Raw genomic sequence first — 20,949 nt, forward strand, 5'->3', positions numbered from 1 at the left:
TGACGCCCAAGCTTAAGCATTCTCTTCAACGGGAGAGAGACTTATGCTTAGGATTGCAGCCCTCGCGCTTGCCACCACCGTCATAACGCTGCCCTGTGCAGCCATCGCTCAACGAAATCTCGACGACGTAGAAGTCACCTCAGAGGAAGTGGCACCGGGTGTGGCCGTTCTGTTTGGCGCGGGCGGAAACATCGGGGTTAGCCATGGCGAAGATGCGACCGTCATCATCGATGATCAATTCGCTCCGCTGTCTGGCAAGATTGAAGCTGCAATTGCCGAGCTCGGTGCAACGCCTGTCAAATACGTGATCAACACGCATTGGCATTTCGATCACACGGGCGGCAACGAACACTTCGGCAAAACCGGAGCGACCATCTTCGCGCATGACAACGTGCGTGTTCGTATGGCGAGCGGGGGTGAGGCCGCGGGCAATGTGACCCCTCCTGCACCAAAAGAAGCTCTGCCGATCGTTACCTATGGGCAGGGGCTGCGTATGCATCTCAATGGGGACACGATGAACCTGATGTTCCTGGGTGGTGGGCATACCGATGGCGACAGCGTCGTGATCTGGGAAGAAAAGAACGTGGTTCACATGGGTGATCTCTATTTCAAGATACCCGGCTATCCCTTCATCGACGTCAAATCCGGAGGCAGCGTCTACAATGCCATGCAATCACTCGATCTGGTGATCGGAATGATTGACGATGAAACGGCAGTCATTCCCGGTCATGGGCCCATGTCTGACAAGGCGGAGTTGATCGCGTATCGAGCGATGATCGGCGAGGCTGTATCGCGAGTGGATGCGATGGCTGATGAAGGCGCAACGCTGGAGGAAATCCTGTCAGAACAGGTCTTGTCCGATTTTGACAGGGGCGAGGGCGGATTTATCGATGCAGACGCGTTCGTCACCGCGATCTGGAACAGCGCAGAACGCTAGCGCAAGCACTCAGTCAGCTGAACTTGGCGAGAACCTCGGCCTTGAGCGTGTCGAGAAGCCCTTTTTGACATCTACCGGCCTGCGCTTCTTCATCAAGGATCGCGAGGAAAGCATCGCGCTTGGCGTTGCGGATAACCGCTTCGTCTACGGTGTCTTCGACGGTTGAGCACACCAGGTCGATCATCCGTTCGGCCCCGTGCAACCTGCCCCACAGGTAATCGTTTTCGCGATAGGCGCGGCTGAAGAACGCGCCGAAATTATAGAACTCAATCCCTCGCAATGTGTCTTGCGTGCCCCCTTCGCGGATCGAGCGCGCGTCATCGGGTGATATGCGATCGACTTTGACAGGATTGTATTCAACTAAGCGATCGCTCTGAAGCAATGGCAATGTCGCAACATCGTAGAATGGGAAGCCTAGATAGGTAAGGAGCATGCGCCGCTTCAAATTGCGCGGCATCTCTTCAAGAGCCGTGGTCAAAATTCTCTCAACGGCAGGATCGACTTCCTCGAGCGCGACTTGCTCCGCCAGACAGTCAATAAGCGCGCCTGGATCTGTAAGCGAATTTGACGCCGCTATTTGCACGTCTCTGCTCGCAACCATGTTGGCTTCCGCAATTTGATATAGTTGGAGCGCTTCGTAAATATGGCTGCGCGCCAGATCGAGCGCGTAGTCCGGGATTTCCGGGTCGGTCTCCCAGTCGCGCGCAAGGCGACGAGCGAGCAATTGCAGGCGGCGAATGCGAAACCGCGTATCATGATTGCGGAAAAAGGTGATTGCAGCCTCGCTCGCGCCACCTGCTGTATCAAACAGGTCTTCCAGTCCGCGGTGCTGCAATTCGGTGCGGATTGCCTGGCTGACCCGGTCGCAGTCGGGCAAATTCAGTTCGGGCGCTGCCTTGAAAGCGATCTCCGCCATATGCTCGATAATACCAGTGAACTTTATCTGAGCGTATGCACTGAAAGCGTATCCGGCTCTATCGACGGCCGCCTGATGTGCCTTTGCTCGCCAATTGGCGAGGCGTTTTGAGGTGGGGTGATTGAGGAAGAACGTACGGCCAAACAGCCTTTCAACAACGCGATCAATTTCTGGGCGGAGGCCCTTCACAATGCCCGTCAGCCGCGCAGCGTGACGCGACTTTTGTTCAATTCTTTCCAGATCGTCCCGAATCGGCTGCTCTCGTGGGATTGTGGAAAGCGAGCCAAAAATGGCGCCGAAAAAGCCGATCGGATCTGTTGGGCTGGTGCCTGCCGCCGGGCTGCGATCCGGGCGGGGGTCGATATAGACAAAGCGTCGGTCCACTTCGCGCTGTGATGGTCTGCTGTCGAGCGCCTCCAGCGCCGCTCCAAATGGCGCATTCACCAGAACAGCGCCGTCAATGAGAGCCACCTCATCGAGCGTCCCTTCGCGCGAATGCACCGGCATTACCCGGTTGAGGAAAGCCTCGCGCGTTTCCCATCCCTCTGCGTTTTCTCCTGCAAGCCGATCAATCTCGGCAAGCCTAAGCGGCGGAAAAGCTCCGGGAAAACTTGCCGTTGCGCGCGCTGCCAAAACCAATTCGAGAGGATCAGCGAGCGCAGTGCCTGCTTGTTTTCCGACCCTCTTCTGGAAGGCGATTGGCATGCGATGTTCGGTTTCTTCAACAACGTCGGGCGAATTCAATCGCAGCAATTCTGTGTGTCCGCGAAAATCGGTGGCTGTGACGAACAGATCGACGGGGTGGCCGGGAGGCAGCAGCGGTGTTTCAGCAGGTGCAGCCGCCATGCTTTCAAACGCTTCGAACAGCATGGATGAAAACCTATCGCCCGAAAATGGTGGGCTGAACCAGCGGCCGCGCACAAGGCGTGACACCTTGTGTCGAACCTCCGCGCGGGTTTCGGGCGAGACTGTTTCGCTGACCACATTGCCGGGGCGCTTTAAGAACCAGTCCGCAATCGGCTGCGCCCAGATTTTGGCATAGCGCCACATGGGCTCCGCTTCGGGATCTGTCAGCTCGCTAACATCTGCATTGACGAGCCACAAATCGGTCAGCGGCTCGAGCGAAAAGCCCGAATGAAGGGCATGCGCAAGGAAGACTGCATTGATCCCGCCCGCACTTGCGCCGGTAAGGATATCAGGCAGGACGCGCAGCTTCAGCTCATTTTGTGCTTCGATCGTCTGAAACAGCTCGCAGTAGACACCAGCAACGCCGTCCAGCTCGCCATTGCCATTTTCATGATAAGCCCGGCTTGCTCGCGCGAGGTGCCACACCTCTTTTGTGATGCCGTGCATGTAAACGGCCAGGCTCACCCCGCCATAGCACACCAGAGCAAGCCTGAGTTCCTTCTGCCGCATTACCAACCTGTAAGGGGAAAGCCGCCTGTGATGCAATTGCGTTCACACTCTGTTCTCGCTAGGGGCTGTGCATGGCTAAGGCGAAAAAGCGATATGTTTGCGCAAATTGTGGCTCGGTAACTCCGCGCTGGCAGGGGCAATGCGGGGAATGCGGGGAATGGAACACTCTCACCGAAGATGCTCCTGCAACGGTCTTCTCGCAAAAGCATGATTTGTCTCGCGGGGGACGCGGCATTGAGTTTGTGCCTCTCAACAAACCGACTGAATTGCCCGTTCGCAAATCCACCGGGCTTGCCGAGTTTGATAGAGCGCTGGGAGGAGGGCTGGTGCCCGGTTCTGCCGTTCTTATGGGCGGTGATCCGGGCATCGGAAAATCAACCCTGCTGCTTCAGACAGCGGCTACCATTGCGAGAGGCGGAAATGATGTCGTCTACGTAAGCGGCGAAGAAGCAGCGGGCCAGGTGCGTCTTCGCGCAACACGACTGGGGGTTGCCGATGCGCCGATCAGGCTCGCATCCGAAACGTCGGTGCGCGATATCCTCACCACTCTGGGATCAGGCGAGCCACCTGCTTTGCTTGTCATTGATTCAATCCAAACCATGCACTCCGACACTATCGAAGGTGCACCGGGCACTGTCAGCCAGGTGCGCGGGTGTGCTCTCGAATTGATCCGTTTTGCAAAAGAGCATGGAACCGCGCTCGTGCTGGTTGGGCATGTGACCAAGGATGGCAATATCGCCGGGCCCCGCGTGCTTGAACACATGGTCGATGTGGTGATGAGTTTTGAAGGCGAGCGCTCACACCAATACCGCATTTTGCGTGCGCTAAAGAACCGTTTCGGTGCAGTGGATGAAATCGGTGTGTTCTCAATGGCGAGCGAGGGGCTGGAGGAAGTTTCTAACCCTTCAATGCTGTTCCTCTCTGGCCGCGATCAACCATTGGCAGGAAGCTCCGTTTTCCCAGCGCTTGAAGGAACGCGGCCGGTGCTGGTGGAGATTCAGGCGCTAATTGTACGGCTTCAATCGGGCGCAACACCGCGCCGTGCAGTTGTGGGATGGGACAATGGCAGGCTGGCAATGCTTCTTGCCGTGCTGGAATCGCGCTGCGGGCTCAATTTTTCCTCGGCCGAGGTTTATCTCAATATTGCGGGCGGATATCGGCTCTCCGATCCGGCAGCCGATCTCGCCGTGGCCGCCGCTCTCGTGTCGGCGCTCGCAGACAAGCCGCTGCCCGACAAATCAGTCTGGTTTGGCGAAGTGTCACTCGCAGGCGAGGTGCGCCCCGTTTCCCATTCCGATCTGCGAGTGCGAGAAGCGGCCAAGCTTGGCTTTGCCTTGGGCTTCGGGCCAAAAGACAGCAAAGTACAGCCATCTTCACTCAATTATAACCCTGTTGGTCAATTGGCGAACCTCGTTGACCGCGTGATGCGCACAGCATAACCCGGTCCTATGGGATTGAAACGGGTGAGCTATGGCGGGCTTTGACGCTCTTGTTCTGATCATTGTTGGTGTTGCGGCGATCGGCGGCTTTATGCGCGGATTGGTGCAAGAAGTGCTTTCGCTGGCCTCATGGGTTTTGGCCGCGTTTTCGATCTATTATCTGCACACTCCGCTGACCGAGCAGCTTGATGAGCTCTACGACGTGCAGCCAGCAACATCGCTCCTGGCTTTCGCGCTTTTGCTGCTCATTCCGTATGCTGCGATGAAAGTTATTGCGAACAATGCGGGTGAGGCATCGCGCAATTCGATCCTAGGACCGATTGACCGCGTTCTTGGATTTGGCTTTGGCGCCGTCAAGGGCGCGCTGATCACAGTATTTGCGTTCTCCGTTCTGGTGCTCGGCTTTGATACGGTTTGGGGCTATCAAGGACGCCCGACATGGATCACCGAAGCGCGTACCTATCAGGCCGCTGATGCGTTTTCGCGGCAATTGGTCGCCATGATCGACGAACGCCGCGCTGCCTTGCGCGGAGAGGCTGAAGAAAGCGCGACAGAAGAGTGAACACAAGAGCAGCGAGCGACAGTTCGAAACTCTATACGCCGCGCCTTTTGGGCCTTGCGGCAAGCCTTTACGGATTTCCCTTTGATGAGAACGCGCCATTTGTAGGCGAGGCTCGCTCAAAAACCTGTGGGAGCGCAATCAGTGTTAGCGTCGAAACTCGCTCTGATGGCGCGATTACCCGCACCGGTATGGCGGTTAAAGCCTGCGCGATAGGTCAAGGCTCGGCGGCCATTCTCGCAGAAGGAGCACGAGGACGAAGCGCGCAAGACATTGCCGCGACAACTCGCCAGATTGAGGCATGGTTGCAAAACCAGGGACCGCTTCCGGACTGGCCCAGTTTCGATGCGCTTGAACCAGCGCTCCCGCATTCCGGCCGCCACGGCGCGCTCCTCATTCCATGGATAGCTATCAATGATGCGCTTTCTTCTCATTCTCGGCCAAGCTAGGGCTGCAGGCCAAATCACGCTACAACCGTCCGGATCAATGGGAATGGGGAATCCATGTCAACGACACCAATAACCAGTGAAGCAGGCGCGCTTGCGGATCGCGAACCCAGCGCCAGCGAGATCAGGCTTGTCGTAGGTGCATCTAGCGCTGGCACCGTGTTCGAATGGTACGATTTCTTTATCTACGGAACGCTGGCCTACATCTTGAAAGACGCCTTCTACGATGTCGAAAACGATACACTGGCGCTGCTTCTTGTCTGGTCTACGTTCGCCGTCGGCTTCGCATTTCGGCCGATCGGAGCGATCCTTTTTGGTTTTCTGGGCGACAGGTTGGGCCGCAAATACACGTTTCTTGTCACCGTGACCTTGATGGGGATTGCCACTGCTGGCGTCGGTTTGATCCCCACGGTTGCTACGATTGGTGTGGCAGCGCCCATTATCGTGATCTTGCTGCGCGTCATTCAGGGCCTTGCCCTTGGGGGAGAGTATGGTGGGGCGGCCATCTATGTCGCTGAACACGCGCCGCCGGATAAGCGCGGATATTACACAAGCTATATTCAGGCCAGCGTTGCCGGCGGTTTCGTCCTTTCGATACTCGTGATTATCGGCTGCCGGTTCTTGATCCCGGCGGATGATTTCGTTGAATGGGGCTGGCGGGTGCCATTCCTGCTTTCAATTCTTCTGCTCGCCATCTCCTTGTGGATGCGACTGATGCTTTCGGAAAGCCCGGTATTCCAGGCGATGAAGGCAGCGGGGGAAACATCGGGCAACCCTTTCGTCGAGAGCTTCACCTATCCGGGCAACAAGAAGCGCATTTTCGTTGCGCTCTTCGGAGTAACCGGCATCCTGACGACCATCTGGTACACCGCGTTCTTCTCAGGAATGAACTTCTTGCGCGGGCCGATGCATGTTGATGACGGAGCGGTTGAGCTGCTCTTGCTAGTTGCAGGCGCGATTTCCATGGTGTTCTATGTCATCGTGGGCAAATGGTCGGACAAAGTGGGCCGAAAACTGCCCATCATGATCGGGGCCATTGCAACACTGGTGCTGTTGTTCCCCGCGTTCTGGGGGCTGGGCAGTCTAGCCAATCCATCGCTGGCCAAGGCTGCGGAAGCCAATCCGGTTGCTGTGAGCGGGCCTGAATGTGTCACCGATCCATTTGCGGAGCTTTTCGACCGCGAACAGACCGCGTGCGGCAAAGTTCTTGAAACGCTGACCGCATCGGGTGTGACTTACACGTTGAATGAGGGTGAAGCTCTCGCGCTGACAGTCGGCGGCGATCAAATTGCGATTGATCCCGATTGGCTGAGCGAAGGCGAAGATGCCAATAAGGCTCGCGTCTCAGGTCTTAGAGAAGCGCTCAGCGCCTATGGATTTGATTTCACCAAGCAGCAGCCGGACACTGCAAATTTCCTTGGCATTGTGGCCGTTCTCTTGGGCTTGGGATTCTTGTCCGCACTGACATACGGATCCGTCGCGGCGCTGTTGTCCGAAATGTTTCCGCCCAAAATCCGATACTCCTCAATGTCGATTCCGTATCACATTGGCGCAGGGTATCTCGGCGGATTTCTTCCGCTTATTGCCGGGGTGATCGTCGCGAGCACAGGTGATATCTATTCTGGTCTGTGGTACACGTGGGCAGTCGTTGCTTTTGGTGTGCTGGTGGCTTGGTGGGGTCTTCCAAGTGGACCGCCTAAAGATTTCGAAGATGAACCCGCCTGACCCGACACTCCGTCTAAAAGTTGATACTGCAGCGCTGGCGGACAATTGGCGCAACCTTGACGCATTGTCGGGAGAAGCTGCTGCTGGCGCTGCCGTAAAAGCGGATTGCTATGGGCTTGGCGTTGAGACCTGTGTGCCTGCACTTCGGGACGCCGGATGCGAAGCGTTTTTTGTCGCACACTGCAGCGAAGTTGAAGCGGTCGCCAAGCATGTGCCAGCGCAGCAAATTGCAGTGCTGCACGGCGTGATCAATGCAGGCGAAATCGCCTATGCTCAGGGTATCGGCGCAGCACCAGTGATCAATTCGCTAGACCAAGCCAGCGCATGGTCTGCAGCTGGTGGCGGCATGTGCCACCTGATGGTGGACACCGGGATCAACCGCCTTGGCGTCGCTCCAGCTGAAATTGGCAATTCGGCGGTCCAAGCTCTCGAAATCGATACCCTGCTGTCGCACCTCGCCTGCGCGGATGAAGACAGCGACAAGAATGCACAGCAATTGGCTGCATTCGAGGAGGTGCGCAACACTGTTCCCCATGCGCGCGCAAGCCTTGCGAACAGCGCCGGGATTGCGCTTGGATCAGCATACGCTTTCGACCTAACTCGCCCGGGCCTGGCGCTCTACGGCGGCGTTCCGCGACCTGAGCTTGATGGCTCAATCAGGCAGGTCGCACACGTCGAGGCCGCCATCCTGCAAACCCGGACGATTACAGCCGGTGATACCGTCGGTTACAACGCCCAGTTTCGCGCCGAGAAGGATATGCGCGTTGCCACCGTTTCGCTCGGCTATGCTGACGGGTTCATGCGATCGCGCGGCCCGGGAAGCCATTTGCTGCACGGCGAGAAACGACTCCCCATTCTCGGCAAGGTGTCGATGGATATGATCGTCGTCGATCTGGTCGACGCGCCCGAACTTCGCGAGGGCGATTGGCTGAGCGTGCCCTTCAATCTCAAAAATGCTGCGCAGCAAAGCGGGCTTTCGCAATACGAATTGTTGACCACGATTGGTACGCGTTTGCGCAAGTCCTGAGCAATATGTTGCACTGCACATTGTGCAGATGCTAAGTGCAACATAATTGAGAGCAGGGAACCTTTATGGCCAAGAAAACTGACACCGCCGATGGGTATGATGGCATCATCATCAAAAAGTATGCGAACCGGCGGCTCTACAATACCAGTTCATCAAGCTACATTACGTTGGATGACCTTGCCAAAATGGTCCGCGACAATGTCGAATTTAAAGTGCTCGATGCAAAATCCAGCGAGGATATCACGCATTCGATCCTCACCCAGATCATTATGGATGAAGAGGCAAGCGGAGAGCAAATGCTACCGGTGAGCTTTTTGCGTCAGTTGATTGGGATGTATGGCAATTCCATGCAGGGGCTCATGCCATCCTATCTCGAAGCCAGCATGGAAAACTTTCGCGCCAATCAGGGCAAGATCCGCGAAGCATTTGAAAAAGGCATGACTGCCAATCCCATTGCCGCGATCCATGAAACCAACATGGCGATGATGCGCGCTGCGGCGGAAACCTTTATCCCTGGCGCGGCAGCTGCTTCGAAACGCGAACAGCAGAAGACCGACAACTCATCTGCTGAACTTGACGCGCTTCGCGAACAGATGGCGGCGATGCAAAAGAAGCTGGACGAACTTGGCAAATAACGCCACGCGTCGCGCGCTTTTCAAGACCATCGATTGAGCAGGAATTTCCGTGTCCCAAATCCGCCACGCGCTAACCGTCAAACGCGAAGACGATTTCGCCAAATGGTATCAGGAAGTAATCTCAGCGGCCGATATGGCCGAGGAATCGGGTGTCCGCGGCTGCATGGTGATCAAGCCATGGGGCTACGGTATCTGGGAGCGTATCCAACGCCTGCTTGATGATCGGATAAAGGCGGCGGGCGTTCAAAACACCTATTTCCCGATCTTCATCCCGCTCGCCAATTTTGAGCGTGAAGCTGACCATGTCGAAGGCTTTGCCAAGGAAATGGCTGTCGTCACGCACCACCGTTTGATCGCGGATGGGGAAGGGGGGCTTATCCCTGATCCCGAAGCGAAGCTGGAAGAGCCTCTGGTTGTGCGCCCGACTTCCGAAACAATCATCGGTGATGCGATGGCGCGCTGGGTGCAGAGCTGGCGCGATTTGCCTCTTCTGCTCAACCAATGGGGCAATGTGGTGCGTTGGGAAATGCGCACGCGAATGTTTCTGCGCACGAGCGAGTTTCTCTGGCAGGAAGGGCACACGGCCCATGCCACACCCGGCGATGCAAAATCGGAGACCGAACGCGCGCTTGAGATGTATCGCGCCTGCGCGGAGGAAGACCTCGCTCTCCCTGTGATCGCCGGTGAAAAGCCCGAAAATGAGCGTTTTCCAGGTGCGGTGGAAACCTGGTCGATCGAGGCCATGATGCAGGATGGCAAAGCTCTTCAGGCGGGCACATCGCATTATCTCGGCACCAATTTTGCTGAGGCAGCCGGTATCCAATATCAGGACCGAGAAGGCACACAGCAGTTTGCGCATACGACCAGTTGGGGCGTTTCCACTCGCATGATCGGAGGGGTCATCATGACGCACGGCGATGATGATGGCCTGCGCGTTCCACCCCGCATTGCGCCGCATCAAATCGTGATTCTCCCAATGCTGCGCGATAAGCCGGAAGATGAAGCGGTGCTTTCCTATTGCGAGGAAGTGCGCGCCTCACTTGCTTCGCAATCAGCAATGGGTGAGCCCGTCCGCGTCCTGCTCGACAAGACGCCGGGCAAAGCATCTGCCAAGCGCTGGGATTGGGTGCGAAAAGGGGCGCCGATAATCCTGGAAGTTGGTCCGCGAGATATGGAAGGCGGCAAAGTCGCTATGCTGCGCCGCGATGCCTTGTGGAATGCTGATAGCGGCAAGCCAAACATGCAATTCATCGCGCGCGAAAAGTTTGCATCTCAAGCCGCGTCATTGCTCGAAGACATTCAAGCATCACTTTTCGCCGAAGCTGCGAGCCGCCGCGATGCGAACATCACACGCGGTATCAAGGAATGGGGCGAGGTTGAGGCTTTCTATCAGGGAGGTTCAAAGTATCCGGGATGGCTCGAAGTCCAATGGTCACGGCCCACAGGCGAAGCGCTTGAAAAAGTGGTTGAGCAACTCAAGTCGCTAAAGCTCACGTTCCGCAATGTTCCTCGCGATGCGGGAGCTGCTGACGGTGCATGCATCTTCACAGGCGAACCGGCAGTCGAACGGATACTGATCGCAAGGGCTTATTGAGGCTTCAAATTCGTTCTCGCTTCGACAAGCTGAGGCAGTACGGCTAAGGCGCGAGCAATGAAGAAAAAGAAGCACATACAGGGTCTGCCTACGCGTCAGCAGGTTCTCGAGTTCATCCAGACTTCTGACAGCGCTGCTGGTAAGCGCGAAATCGCAAAGGCTTTTGGCCTCAAAGGCCAGGAGAAAATCGCCCTCAAGCGGTTGCTAAAAGACATGGCCGAAGAAGGTCTGATCGATGGGCGCAAATCGGCATATCACCGCATGGGCGGCATTCCCAAAGTCACGGTGCTGCGCGTTGTCGAAATCGAGGATGGTGAACCCGTCGCGCAACCAGACAATTGGGACCCGGAAGCGCCCGGCAAGCCACCGCGGCTCACCATCAAAGAAGCCAAAGACCGCGGCGCAAAGCGCACACCGGCATTGAAAGTAGGCGACAGGGTCCTTGCCCGCACCGAAGAAACAGACGGCAATTGGTCCGCCTACCCAATCAAAAAACTGCCCGCGCGAACTGAGGGCCTTTTAGGCGTCGTCGAAATCGACGCCTCGAATAAGGCATGGCTCGCACCCGTCGACAAACGCGTCCGCCAATCGGCGCGCATCAGCGATCTCGGCGAAGCAGAAGAAGGACAATTGGTTCTGGCAGAACGCGCAGGTCGTTCTGAGCGATCCGGCGTCAATGTAATCGAGGTGATCGGGGATCCGCTTGCCCCCAAAAGTTTCAGCCTGATTGCCATCGCAAAACACGGCATCCCGCATGTCTTTCCTGAAAAGGTGATTGAGGAAGCCGGACAGGCAGCCGAACTCACTCTCAGCGAGGAAAAGCGCGAAGACCTTCGGCACCTCCCCATTGTCGCGATCGACCCCGCCGATGCCCGGGATCACGACGATGCGATCTGGGCCGAGCCTGACGGAGAAGGCGGCTTCAACGCCCTCGTCGCAATTGCCGATGTCAGTTTTTACGTCCGTCCAGGCTCTGCTCTCGACAAGGAGGCCAGAAAGCGCGGCAATTCAGTCTATTTCCCGGACAGGGTTGTGCCGATGCTTCCCGAATTGCTGTCAGCCGATATGTGCTCGCTGCGCGAAGACGAAACGCGTGCGGCGATGGCGTGTCACCTGAAAATCAGCGGTGAAGGGAAAGTCACGCATTTCCGTTTCACGCGTGCTCTTGTGCGCATTCACCACAACATCGCGTACGAGGATGCGCAGGCCGCGATCGATAAAGGCGATGCGCCAGTGCATTTGCAGCATTTATGGGAAGCATGGGCTGCGCTCGCCCACGCGCGAGCTAAACGCGAGCCGCTTGATCTCGACTTGCCTGAACGTCGCGTGCAGCTCGATGACGAGGGCCGGATCGCAGAAATAGCGGTGCGAGAGCGGCTCGATGCTCACCGCGTTGTCGAAGATTTCATGATCGCTGCCAACGTCGCAGCGGCAAAGGCACTTGAGGCGAAATCGTCCCCGGTCGTTTACCGCGTCCACGAAACACCGGCGCGCGAGAAGCTGATTGCGCTGCGCGATTATCTCGCGACGATGGATAAGAAGCTGGCTCTTGGCCAAGTTGTGACGCCCAGCCTGTTCAATCGGATGCTGAAGGATGTGACCGACGAATCCGAAAAAGCGCAAGTTATGGAAGCGGTGCTGCGTAGCCAGATGCAGGCCTATTATGGGCCGGCCAATTCGGGGCATTTTGGACTGGCGCTTGGATCATATGCGCATTTTACATCGCCCATTCGGCGCTATGCTGATTTGCTCGTCCATCGCGCACTGGTTGATGCGTATAAGCTTGAGCAACCCGAGCCCTCAAACGGGATGCCGCCTAAGACCGGCCTCTCGGATAAGGATCGCGCCAGTCTTCAGGAAATCTCCGACGCAATCAGCCAGACTGAGCGCCGCGCGATGGAAGCCGAGCGTGACACCACCGATCGCTATGTCGCTGCATGGCTGTCCAACCGGGTGGGCGAGGTCTTCGATACAAGGATTACCGGCGTTCAAGGCTTCGGCTTCTTCGCTACTATCGATGGTTTGGGTGGTGATGGCCTTGTCCCCATTTCGACCTTGGGCCGCGAATATTTCCGCCATGACGAAGCAGCTCAAGCACTTATCGGCGAGGATACCGGCACCCGATATGCTGCAGGTGACAGACTGAAGCTTAAACTGGCAGAGGCCAATGCTTTGACAGGTGCTCTCAAATTCGTGCTCGAGGATGCTGATGCGCAGACAATCGAGCCGCGCGGCAAAAGACCCGAACGCGCCTCAAGAGGTGGCTCCAAGCCAAACGGGCGTGGCGGCCCCAGGAAAGCTGGCAAGTACGCAATTGGAAAGCGCGGGCGCCCGAAAAACATTCGCCATCAAGGAAGAAAGCGAAAATAGCTCTGCCAAGGAGTATCGGAACGGATCGAGGGTTCGAATATACTAAAAGGTAAAGGAGATACCTCATGATCAAACCAGACAGTAAAGTCCCCGCCTTGGATCTGCCGCTTACCATTGGCGCGCGCTACGATCTTGCCAAGCAGCATCCCGACAATTTTACACTCGTTGTGTTTTATCGCGGCCTGCATTGCCCTGTCTGCCGAAGCCAGCTGAAAGACCTTTCTGAAAAGCTCGACAAGTTTACCGAGCGAGGCGTCAACGTGGTTGCAGTGTCAATGGATTCAAAAGAACGCGCGATGCAAATCCACGAAAAATGGCATACCGGCGATGTGCCGCTCGCATATGGGATGAGCGAAGAGACCGCCCGGGAATGGGGCCTCTACATTTCCTCAGCGCGCGACGATAGCGACGAACCAGATGTATTCTCTGAACCCGGCATGTTCCTTGTCCGGCCGGATGGCACGCTCTACTTCGCAAGCGTTCAAAATGCGCCTTTCACGCGCCCGCCTTTTGACCAATTGCTGCAAGGCATCGACTATATCCTGGAGCACGATTACCCGGTTCGCGGGCTTATGACCTGATCAGCTTACAGGGCGGCCACTTGCGCAACAGATGCCAGTTACATCACGCTAAGTGGTCGCTGTCTTTCTCGTCGTAATTGTGCGGGATGATATAGAGCGGGCAGGGCAGGTTTCCTGCATGGGCTGAGAAATACGTCACCAGCGGTCCCGGATTGTTACCCTTAGCTGCCCCCAAAACGAGCGCAGCAACCTCGCTGTGATTGTTCAGGAACTCGGTTACGATCTTCTGCCCGTTGCCTGATTTGACTTCTATCGCGGGCATGATCCCGCTTTCTGCCAAAAGATTGCCTGCGACACCGTGCGCGAGCATTTCGGCGCGATCTTTCGCTTCCTGTTCGATTGTCGCCTGTACGCCGCCAAATGCGTTGAAGTTTTCCTGACGCACCACGGCAAGGATCTGCACTGCCCCTTCAACGCTGACCGCGCGGCGCGCTGCAAAACGCAATGCCGAACGCGCTTCTTCGCTTTCATCGATGACGACCAGGAATGTCCGCATAACCGTATCGGTGAATTAGCAGCAAACTAATCAAATGCAAAACCAGCGAATGCTTGCCCAAGCCGTCTGAATTCGTAAAACGGGTTTTCTCCCCAGGACGTAAGGATTCTAGCACGCTCATGCCCATCGAACTCAAAATGCCTGCCCTGTCTCCGACTATGGAGGAAGGGACGCTGGCCAAATGGCTGGTGAAAGTCGGCGATACGATCCAATCCGGCGATATCATGGCCGAGATTGAAACCGACAAGGCAACGATGGAGTTTGAAGCTGTCGATGAAGGTGTCCTTGCCTCAGTACTGGTCGAAGAGGGCACAGAGAGTGTGAAAGTGGGCGAAGTGATCGCCATGCTCGCTGAAGACGGAGAAGATGTGGACGCGGCTGCATCGGCTGCCAATCCCGCTCCTTCGCCTGCACCCACCGCTGATCCAGCGCCAGCGCCAACGCCGGCTCCAGCTGCGGCAAAAGACGGCCCGGCGGCATCGCCCACAGCGCGCAAACTCGCCGAGGCAAATGGCATCGATCTTGCCCAAGTGACCGGCACCGGCCCCAAAGGCAAAATCACCAAGGGCGACGTGGAGAGCGCTATCTCGTCGGGTGGAGGCTCTTCCTCGCCAACGCCTGCACCAGCTCCAACGCCCGCACAGACTCAATCATCTGGCGGTAGCGGCGACGGCCGCATTATCGCATCGCCTTTGGCTAAGCGGATTGCCTCACAAAAAGGGATCGATTTGTCCGCGGTCACGGGCTCAGGCCCCAATGGTCGCATTGTGAAGGCCGATGTCGAAAGCTTTGATCCTGCCAGTGCGCCTGCACCCGCGCCCGCCGCCAGTGCGCCAGCGCCAACACCTGCAGTGCAAACACCGGATCACGGTGCTCCATTCGAAGAAGAAAAGGTATCAGGCGTTCGCAAGGTCATCGCGCGCCGCCTGACAGAGAGCAAGCAGACCGTACCGCATTATTATCTCACCATAGATATCCGGCTCGATCCGCTGCTTGAACTTCGCAAACAGCTCAACACATCGCTTGAACCCGATGGCGTCAAACTGTCGGTCAACGATTTGCTGATCAAGGCGCTCGCAAAGGCGCTGATCCGTGTTCCGCAATGTAATGTGAGCTTCCACAGCGATACGATGCGGCGGTATAAGCGCGCCGATATATCAGTAGCAGTCGCAGCACCTTCGGGCCTGATAACGCCTGTAATTACCGAGGCTGACACGAAGAGTCTCTCCACCATCTCATCCGAAATGAAGACGCTTGCGGGTAAAGCGCGCGATGGGAAACTTCTGCCTCACGAATATCAGGGCGGTACAGCCAGCCTCTCGAACCTCGGTATGTTTGGGATCAAGCAATTCGATGCAGTCATCAATCCACCGCAGGGCATGATCCTCGCGGTTGGGGCAGGGCAGCAGCAGCCCTACGTTGTGGATGGCGAGATTAAACCAGCGACAGTCCTCCACGCATCGGGCAGCTTCGATCACCGCGCAATTGATGGCGCAGACGGTGCGCAATTGATGGAGGCGATCAAGCAACTTTGCGAAAACCCGATGGGGCTGGTCGTTTGACGCGCGCGTTTGCCTCCTTCCTTGCCGTAGTCAGCCTGCTCGTTTTGCCTGTGACCGCGACGGCTACTGCGGACATCGAGACGGGAGAGCGCCTAATCATGGTCGGCCATGACGGGCCGAACTATGATGCGTGTGCGAGCGTTGGCCAAGTCCACGGCCTTACGAGGGGTGGAGATGGTTTTCTAAGCGTCCGCATTGCGCCTGGTACGGCCTCCAAAGAGCGCGATCGACTGCTTAACGGCACAAGGCTTTCGCTGTGTGATGCGCACGAGGATTGGTACGGCGTCGTCTATCAAAAACCGGGCGATGATCTGGTGGATTGCGGGACCGGAACGCCTTCAGCTTACAAAGGTGCCTATCGCGGCCCGTGCCGATATGGCTGGGTGCACAAGTATTTTGTCGAACATTTGGCAGGCTGAAACGCAGCGCCGAATGTCTTTGATTTCCCTCCCCAAGGATTTAGAAAATGTCAGATAATCAATATGATGTAGTCGTGCTCGGCTCTGGGCCTGGTGGATATGTTGCAGCGATCCGCTGCGCGCAACTGGGCCTTAAAACGGCAATCGTAGAGCGCGAGAACTTGGGCGGTATCTGCCTCAACTGGGGCTGTATTCCGACAAAGGCCATGCTGCGTTCGGCTGAGATCAAGCATTACATGGATCACGCGGCCAATTATGGATTGAAAGTAGCGGGCAGCATTGAGGCGGATCTTGATGCGATCGTAAAGCGCTCCCGCGGGGTTGCCAAACAGCTGAATCAGGGTGTCGGGCACCTGATGAAGAAGAACAAAATCACCGTACATATGGGTGAGGGCAAGCTGACGGGCGCGACCTCTCTTGAGGTGACTTCGGACAAAGGTACGGAAAAGCTTTCCGCCAAACACGTTGTTGTCGCAACGGGTGCGCGCGCACGCGATCTACCGTTTGCGCCTGCCGATGGAAAGCGCGTGTGGACCTATCGCCATGCAATGGTCCCGCCTGAAATGCCGAGCAAGCTTCTTGTGATTGGTTCGGGCGCTATCGGGATCGAGTTTGCGAGCTTTTACAACGATATGGGCGTTGACGTTACAGTCGTAGAGATGCTCGATCGGATTGTCCCTGTCGAGGATGTAGACGTCTCGACCTTCCTTGAAAAAAGCCTGAAGAAGCAGGGCATTACAATCATGACTGGCGCTGGTGTCGAAGGCCTCGACGTGGGCAGGTCGGGCGTCAAAGCCACGATCAAGGATGCCAAAGGCAAGGTCGAAACGACTGAATTCAGCCATGTCATCACTGCCATTGGCATTCAGCCGAACACCGAGAACATCGGTATCGATACGCTTGCCGAGATGGATCGCGGCTTCATCCAGATCGATCCCTATGGCCGAACGAAGACCAAAGGCCTGTGGGCCATTGGCGATTGCACCCCCGGACCGTGGCTTGCGCATAAAGCGAGCCATGAGGGCGTAACCTGTGCAGAAGCCATCGCTCAAGAACTCGGCAACAATGATGTCCACCCGCATCCGCTGGATCGAAACGCGATACCTGGCTGTACGTACTGTCATCCGCAAGTCGCTAGCGTCGGGATGACGGAAGCGGCTGCAAAAGAGGCGGGTTACGAAGTGAAAGTGGGCAATTTCCCGTTCATCGGGAACGGTAAGGCAATCGCCCTGGGAGAGGCGGAAGGCTTTATCAAAACCGTCTTTGATGCAGCGACTGGCGAATTACTGGGCGCGCACATGGTTGGCGCTGAAGTCACCGAGCTCATCCAGGGATACACTGTCGGAAAGACACTTGAGACAACCGAAGAAGAACTGATGCAGACGGTTTTCCCGCACCCCACGCTATCTGAAATGATGCATGAAAGTGTGCTCGATGCGTATGGCCGGGCGCTGCATTACTAGATCCAGCGTTTGACCGCCTCAATGGTGTCACTTGGGGTCGAATTGAAAGCGATTCGTGCGCTGGGCGCATGCTCATGGATGAGGTTCAAAAGTTTCTCGAAGAGAATGAACTGATCATCATCCTTGCGAACACCAGCGCCGATCAAGACAACATCGTAGCTGCTTTCGATGAGCATTTCTTTGGCCTCAGCCGCGCCCTCATCGCCTGTCTTGATAAAGCCGATAGTGAGGTCAAACCCTTCGGCCTCAAGCGCTTTCTTCGTCGCCTTCGTGCCTTCGATCAGCTTTTCCGGTGAGAGATCTGGCCATTTGTCCCAGTCGACCACATCGGGATGCAGCCCCATCAGAATGACCTTCTTGCCCATGTTGGTCCTTGAAAAAGTGGCGGACAGTCAGGGATTCGAACCCTGGAAGGGCTTGCACCCTTGCCGGTTTTCAAGACCGGTGCATTCAACCACTCTGCCAACTGTCCGCAGTCAATCGGCTCGCTAGCCGTGTGCGCAGCGCTTGTCACTATCGGATGAGGCGTTAGGCTCAAAAAATGGCAAAAGGCACACACGATTTCGCACCAGACGCCCGCAATGAAAGCATTTTGATCAGTGTGAACGGGACATTGGTACCGCGCGCGGAGGCAACTGTTTCTGTATTCGACAGCGGCTTCATGCTTGGGGATGGCGTCTGGGAGGGATTACGCCTCCATCGCGGGCATATCGCATTTCTTAATGCGCATATGGACCGCCTTTATGAAGGGGCCAAAGCCATCGCGATGGATATTGGCCTCACTCGGGAAGAATTGGTTGGGCGCATCGATGCGACGATTGATGGCAACGACATGCGCAATGCGGAAGGCGTGCACATCAGGTTGATGGTAACGCGCGGAATTCGATCAACCCCATATCAGGATCCTCGCGTTGTGATCAGCCCCGCGACAATCGTGATTGTGCCCGAATACAAGGCGCCCCTGCCTTCCACGATCGAGACCGGCATCCGGTTGTTTACCGTCCATGTTCGCAGAGGTGATCCAGCGGTGCAGGATCAGAAACTCAATTCGCACTCCAAATTGAATTGCATCACCGCATGTATTCAGGCGACGCAGGCGGGGGCGGATGAGGCGCTGATGCTGGACCCGCATGGCTTTGTCGCTACTTGCAATTCGACGCACTTCTTTATTGCCAGGAAGAGAGAAGTCTGGACTTCAAGCGGCGATTATTGCCTTGGAGGAATAACCCGATCCAATGTCATTCAGGTCTGCCGCGAAGCCGGGATCCCAGTCTTCGAAAAGAACTTCTCTCTCACAGATGTCTATGGTGCGGATGAAGCGTTTGTGACGGGTACTTTTGCGGGGGTCGTTCCAGTGACCGAAGTGGACGGGCGCAAACTCACGTCAGAGCGCGGACCGATGGTGGAGCGGCTTCAGGGTCTTTATCGCGAGTTGATGGACCGGGATGTTGCCGCGTGACCGTGAGAATTGCGATGTGGTCCGGTCCGCGAAATATCTCGACCGCGATGATGCGCAGCTTCGGCGCGAGGACGGATTGCGCGGTGAGTGATGAACCATTCTACGGCGCATTCCTGAAAGCGAGCGGTGAGCCGCACCCGCTGGCTGCCGAGACTACTGAGAGCATGGATTGCGATTGGAAGAGTGTGCTCGCGACACAATCTGGCAGCGCACCCGGCAGCAAGCCTATCTGGTATCAAAAGCATATGCCGCACCACATGATAGGCGATGTCGGCATTGAGCAGATGCCTGATCACACGCATGCCTTTCTTATTCGCGCGCCGGAACGCGTCGTCGCAAGCTACAAGGCAAAGAATGAGCTTCGGGCCCCTGAAATGCTGGGCTTTGCGCAAGTGCGTGAATACTTCGAATCTGAGGCCGAGCGGACTGGCAAGGCGCCGCCCGTGATCGATTCCGATGCCATCCTCGCTAATCCAGCGGGCGTACTTGAGAAGCTGTGCGGCTCTCTCGGCATTGCTTGGGATTCAGCTATGCTGCAGTGGGAAAAGGGCCCGCATCCGGAAGACGGCGTATGGGCCGCGCATTGGTACGATAAGGTCAACGCTTCAACTGGATTCGGCCCGCCTAGAGGCGGTTTGCCGAAGCTGGATGGCGAATACCAGAAAACCGTTGATGCCTGCCGGGATGACTATGACTTTATGGCACAATATGCGATTGCGGCGTGATATCGGCGTCGCGATAGTCGCTTCGCTAAGCTGCCATACATATCGCTTCGGAAAGAGTGCCTGAATGCTCACCAAATCCCGTTTTTCGTTCGCATTTCTTTTCGCCGCGGTTCTTGGAATCGCGCAATTCACGACGCCACAGCCCGCCAATGCTCAAGTTCAGGCGCGCGATGGTATTGAATTTGACGCCTACATGCAGCTGCTCAAAGCGCGCGCTCGGGCAGAAGGGGTGAGCGAGAACACGCTGGCTCGCATGACGTCAGGTTTAACGCCCAACGCCCGTGTCATCCGCCTGGATCAAGGGCAACCGGGAACACCGACCCGGCGTGGGTATCCTGATCTAGCGCCCTATATCCGCACTCACGTGAACTCGACTCGCATAGCAGGTGGCCAGAGCGTTTATCGTAACAATCGCAGCACCTTAAGCCGAGTCGAAGCCGATTACGGCGTTCCGGCAGAAATCATCGTCGCAATCTTCGGCCATGAGACGAGCTATGGGCGAATCCGTGGCAATTTCGACCTATCCCGCAGTCTTGCAACACTTGCATGGGAAGGGCGCCGCCGCGAATTGTTCGCGGGCGAATGGGTCGCGTTGATGAAGGTCGCGGAAAAGGGGTATTCTCGCGATCAGTTGATCGGCAGTTATGCGGGTGCGTTTGGCAATCCTCAATTCTTGCCTTCTGTATATTTGCGGCTTGCCGCAGATGGCGACGGTGACGGGCGCGCCAACATTTTTAACAATCGCGCGGACACGTTCGCTTCAATTGCCAACTATTTCCGCGATGCTGGTTGGCGCACCGGTCAGCCATGGGGAGTGCGCGCCAGCGTGCCTAATGGCTTTAACGTTGATGCTTACAAGACCAAGTTGAAAGCTGCCGTCTGCCCCCGCGTTCACGAGCGCCACAGCCAATGGAAAACGGTCGCTGAATGGCGAGAATTGGGTGTGGCCCCGCTGCGTTATCTGCCGGATAATACACTGGTTTCGCTGTTTCAGCCTGATGGACCTGGTAAGCCTGCATGGCTGCTGACAGGCAATTATCGCGTCATCCTCGAATATAATTGCTCCAACTATTACGCGATGAGCGTCGGTCTTTTGGCTGATGCAATCGTGAACTAAGACCGCAAGTGCTCTCGCAAAGCGGCAAGCGCGCCGCTATGGCCCAAAAGTGTTTGGGTTTCG

General features: G+C 56.5%; 19 protein-coding genes and 1 tRNA gene. 16 read left to right on the forward strand and 4 right to left on the reverse strand.

Translation table 11 applies throughout. From position 1 onward, the window contains the following. Positions 1–43 precede the first annotated feature (43 nt). Positions 44–937 (forward strand): MBL fold metallo-hydrolase, encoded by an 894-nt coding sequence (locus AUC45_RS02195; protein WP_067597506.1) that lies wholly within the window; start codon positions 44–46, stop codon positions 935–937. Positions 938–950: 13 nt separating this feature from the next. Here AUC45_RS02195 and AUC45_RS02200 read toward each other — a convergent pair whose 3' ends face one another. Next, entirely contained in the window at positions 951–3,269 is a 2,319-nt protein-coding gene (locus tag AUC45_RS02200) for a patatin-like protein (RefSeq protein WP_067597509.1), read from the reverse strand. Between the two features lie 71 nt (positions 3,270–3,340). Here AUC45_RS02200 and radA point away from each other — a divergent pair, with 71 nt between their 5' ends. From radA to AUC45_RS02245, 9 genes are all read left to right on the forward strand, one after another. Further along, positions 3,341–4,708, forward strand: coding sequence for a DNA repair protein RadA (gene radA / locus AUC45_RS02205; protein ID WP_067597512.1), 1,368 nt, complete (start codon positions 3,341–3,343; stop codon positions 4,706–4,708). A gap of 31 nt (positions 4,709–4,739) precedes the next feature. Next, a complete protein-coding gene (locus AUC45_RS02210) occupies positions 4,740–5,270 on the forward strand; it encodes a CvpA family protein (protein WP_067597515.1) in 531 nt (176 codons plus the stop codon). Further along, complete coding sequence (locus AUC45_RS02215) at positions 5,267–5,716, forward strand: iron-sulfur cluster assembly scaffold protein (RefSeq protein ID WP_067597518.1); 450 nt, start codon at positions 5,267–5,269, stop codon at positions 5,714–5,716. Before AUC45_RS02210 ends, AUC45_RS02215 begins: the two co-directional genes overlap by 4 nt. 54 nt (positions 5,717–5,770) lie before the next feature. Beyond that, positions 5,771–7,438 carry an MFS transporter gene (locus tag AUC45_RS02220; RefSeq protein WP_067597521.1) on the forward strand — a complete coding sequence of 556 codons (1,668 nt, stop codon included), beginning with the start codon at positions 5,771–5,773 and terminating at the stop codon, positions 7,436–7,438. Continuing rightward, positions 7,425–8,465, forward strand: a complete 1,041-nt coding sequence (gene alr / locus AUC45_RS02225) for an alanine racemase (RefSeq protein ID WP_067597524.1) — start codon at positions 7,425–7,427, stop codon at positions 8,463–8,465. The genes AUC45_RS02220 and alr overlap by 14 nt, the downstream gene beginning before the upstream one ends. Positions 8,466–8,530: 65 nt before the next feature. Beyond that, entirely contained in the window at positions 8,531–9,100 is a 570-nt protein-coding gene (gene phaR / locus AUC45_RS02230) for a polyhydroxyalkanoate synthesis repressor PhaR (RefSeq protein ID WP_067597527.1), read from the forward strand. A 49-nt stretch (positions 9,101–9,149) separates the two neighbouring features. Continuing rightward, complete coding sequence (gene proS, locus AUC45_RS02235) at positions 9,150–10,694, forward strand: proline--tRNA ligase (RefSeq protein WP_067597530.1); 1,545 nt, start codon at positions 9,150–9,152, stop codon at positions 10,692–10,694. A gap of 57 nt (positions 10,695–10,751) precedes the next feature. Then, a complete protein-coding gene (gene rnr, locus AUC45_RS02240) occupies positions 10,752–13,064 on the forward strand; it encodes a ribonuclease R (RefSeq protein ID WP_067597533.1) in 2,313 nt (770 codons plus the stop codon). A 65-nt stretch (positions 13,065–13,129) separates the two neighbouring features. Next, complete coding sequence (locus AUC45_RS02245) at positions 13,130–13,645, forward strand: peroxiredoxin-like family protein (RefSeq protein ID WP_067597536.1); 516 nt, start codon at positions 13,130–13,132, stop codon at positions 13,643–13,645. Positions 13,646–13,688: 43 nt separating this feature from the next. Here AUC45_RS02245 and AUC45_RS02250 read toward each other — a convergent pair whose 3' ends face one another. After that, the gene (locus AUC45_RS02250) at positions 13,689–14,141 is read right to left on the reverse strand and encodes a universal stress protein (protein WP_067597539.1); all 453 of its coding nucleotides are present in this window, start codon (positions 14,139–14,141) and stop codon (positions 13,689–13,691) included. Between the two features lie 119 nt (positions 14,142–14,260). Between AUC45_RS02250 and AUC45_RS02255 the strand changes: the two genes are divergently transcribed. Genes AUC45_RS02255 through lpdA form a run of 3 tightly spaced genes read left to right on the forward strand, consistent with a single transcriptional unit; the run spans position 14,261 to position 17,585 of the window. Beyond that, the gene (locus tag AUC45_RS02255) at positions 14,261–15,703 is read left to right on the forward strand and encodes a 2-oxo acid dehydrogenase subunit E2 (protein ID WP_067597542.1); all 1,443 of its coding nucleotides are present in this window, start codon (positions 14,261–14,263) and stop codon (positions 15,701–15,703) included. After that, on the forward strand, positions 15,700–16,122 hold the full coding sequence (locus AUC45_RS02260; protein WP_067597545.1) for a hypothetical protein: 423 nt from the start codon (positions 15,700–15,702) through the stop codon (positions 16,120–16,122). Before AUC45_RS02255 ends, AUC45_RS02260 begins: the two co-directional genes overlap by 4 nt. Positions 16,123–16,169: 47 nt before the next feature. Then, positions 16,170–17,585 carry a dihydrolipoyl dehydrogenase gene (gene lpdA / locus AUC45_RS02265; protein ID WP_067597548.1) on the forward strand — a complete coding sequence of 472 codons (1,416 nt, stop codon included), beginning with the start codon at positions 16,170–16,172 and terminating at the stop codon, positions 17,583–17,585. On the opposite strand, the gene AUC45_RS02270 is transcribed toward lpdA, so the two are convergent. Together AUC45_RS02270 and AUC45_RS02275 are read right to left on the reverse strand one after the other, a co-directional pair. Further along, complete coding sequence (locus AUC45_RS02270; RefSeq protein WP_067597551.1) at positions 17,582–17,950, reverse strand: hypothetical protein; 369 nt, start codon at positions 17,948–17,950, stop codon at positions 17,582–17,584. The two genes, lpdA and AUC45_RS02270, sit on opposite strands and share 4 nt — an antisense overlap. A gap of 17 nt (positions 17,951–17,967) precedes the next feature. Continuing rightward, a tRNA-Ser gene (locus tag AUC45_RS02275) sits at positions 17,968–18,057 on the reverse strand. Positions 18,058–18,126: 69 nt separating this feature from the next. Between AUC45_RS02275 and AUC45_RS02280 the strand changes: the two genes are divergently transcribed. From AUC45_RS02280 to AUC45_RS02290, 3 genes are all read left to right on the forward strand, one after another. Continuing rightward, positions 18,127–19,044: an aminotransferase class IV gene (locus AUC45_RS02280; protein WP_067597554.1), complete on the forward strand. Its 918-nt coding sequence runs from the start codon at positions 18,127–18,129 to the stop codon at positions 19,042–19,044. Further along, positions 19,041–19,769, forward strand: a complete 729-nt coding sequence (locus AUC45_RS02285) for a sulfotransferase family protein (RefSeq protein ID WP_082700918.1) — start codon at positions 19,041–19,043, stop codon at positions 19,767–19,769. The genes AUC45_RS02280 and AUC45_RS02285 overlap by 4 nt, the downstream gene beginning before the upstream one ends. 64 nt (positions 19,770–19,833) lie before the next feature. Next, positions 19,834–20,886 carry a lytic transglycosylase domain-containing protein gene (locus AUC45_RS02290; RefSeq protein WP_082700919.1) on the forward strand — a complete coding sequence of 351 codons (1,053 nt, stop codon included), beginning with the start codon at positions 19,834–19,836 and terminating at the stop codon, positions 20,884–20,886. Positions 20,887–20,949: the final 63 nt, after the last annotated feature.

Origin of the sequence: Erythrobacter sp. YT30, from assembly GCF_001542875.1 — a bacterium.
In the GTDB taxonomy this organism is placed as follows: Bacteria; Pseudomonadota; Alphaproteobacteria; order Sphingomonadales; family Sphingomonadaceae; genus Erythrobacter.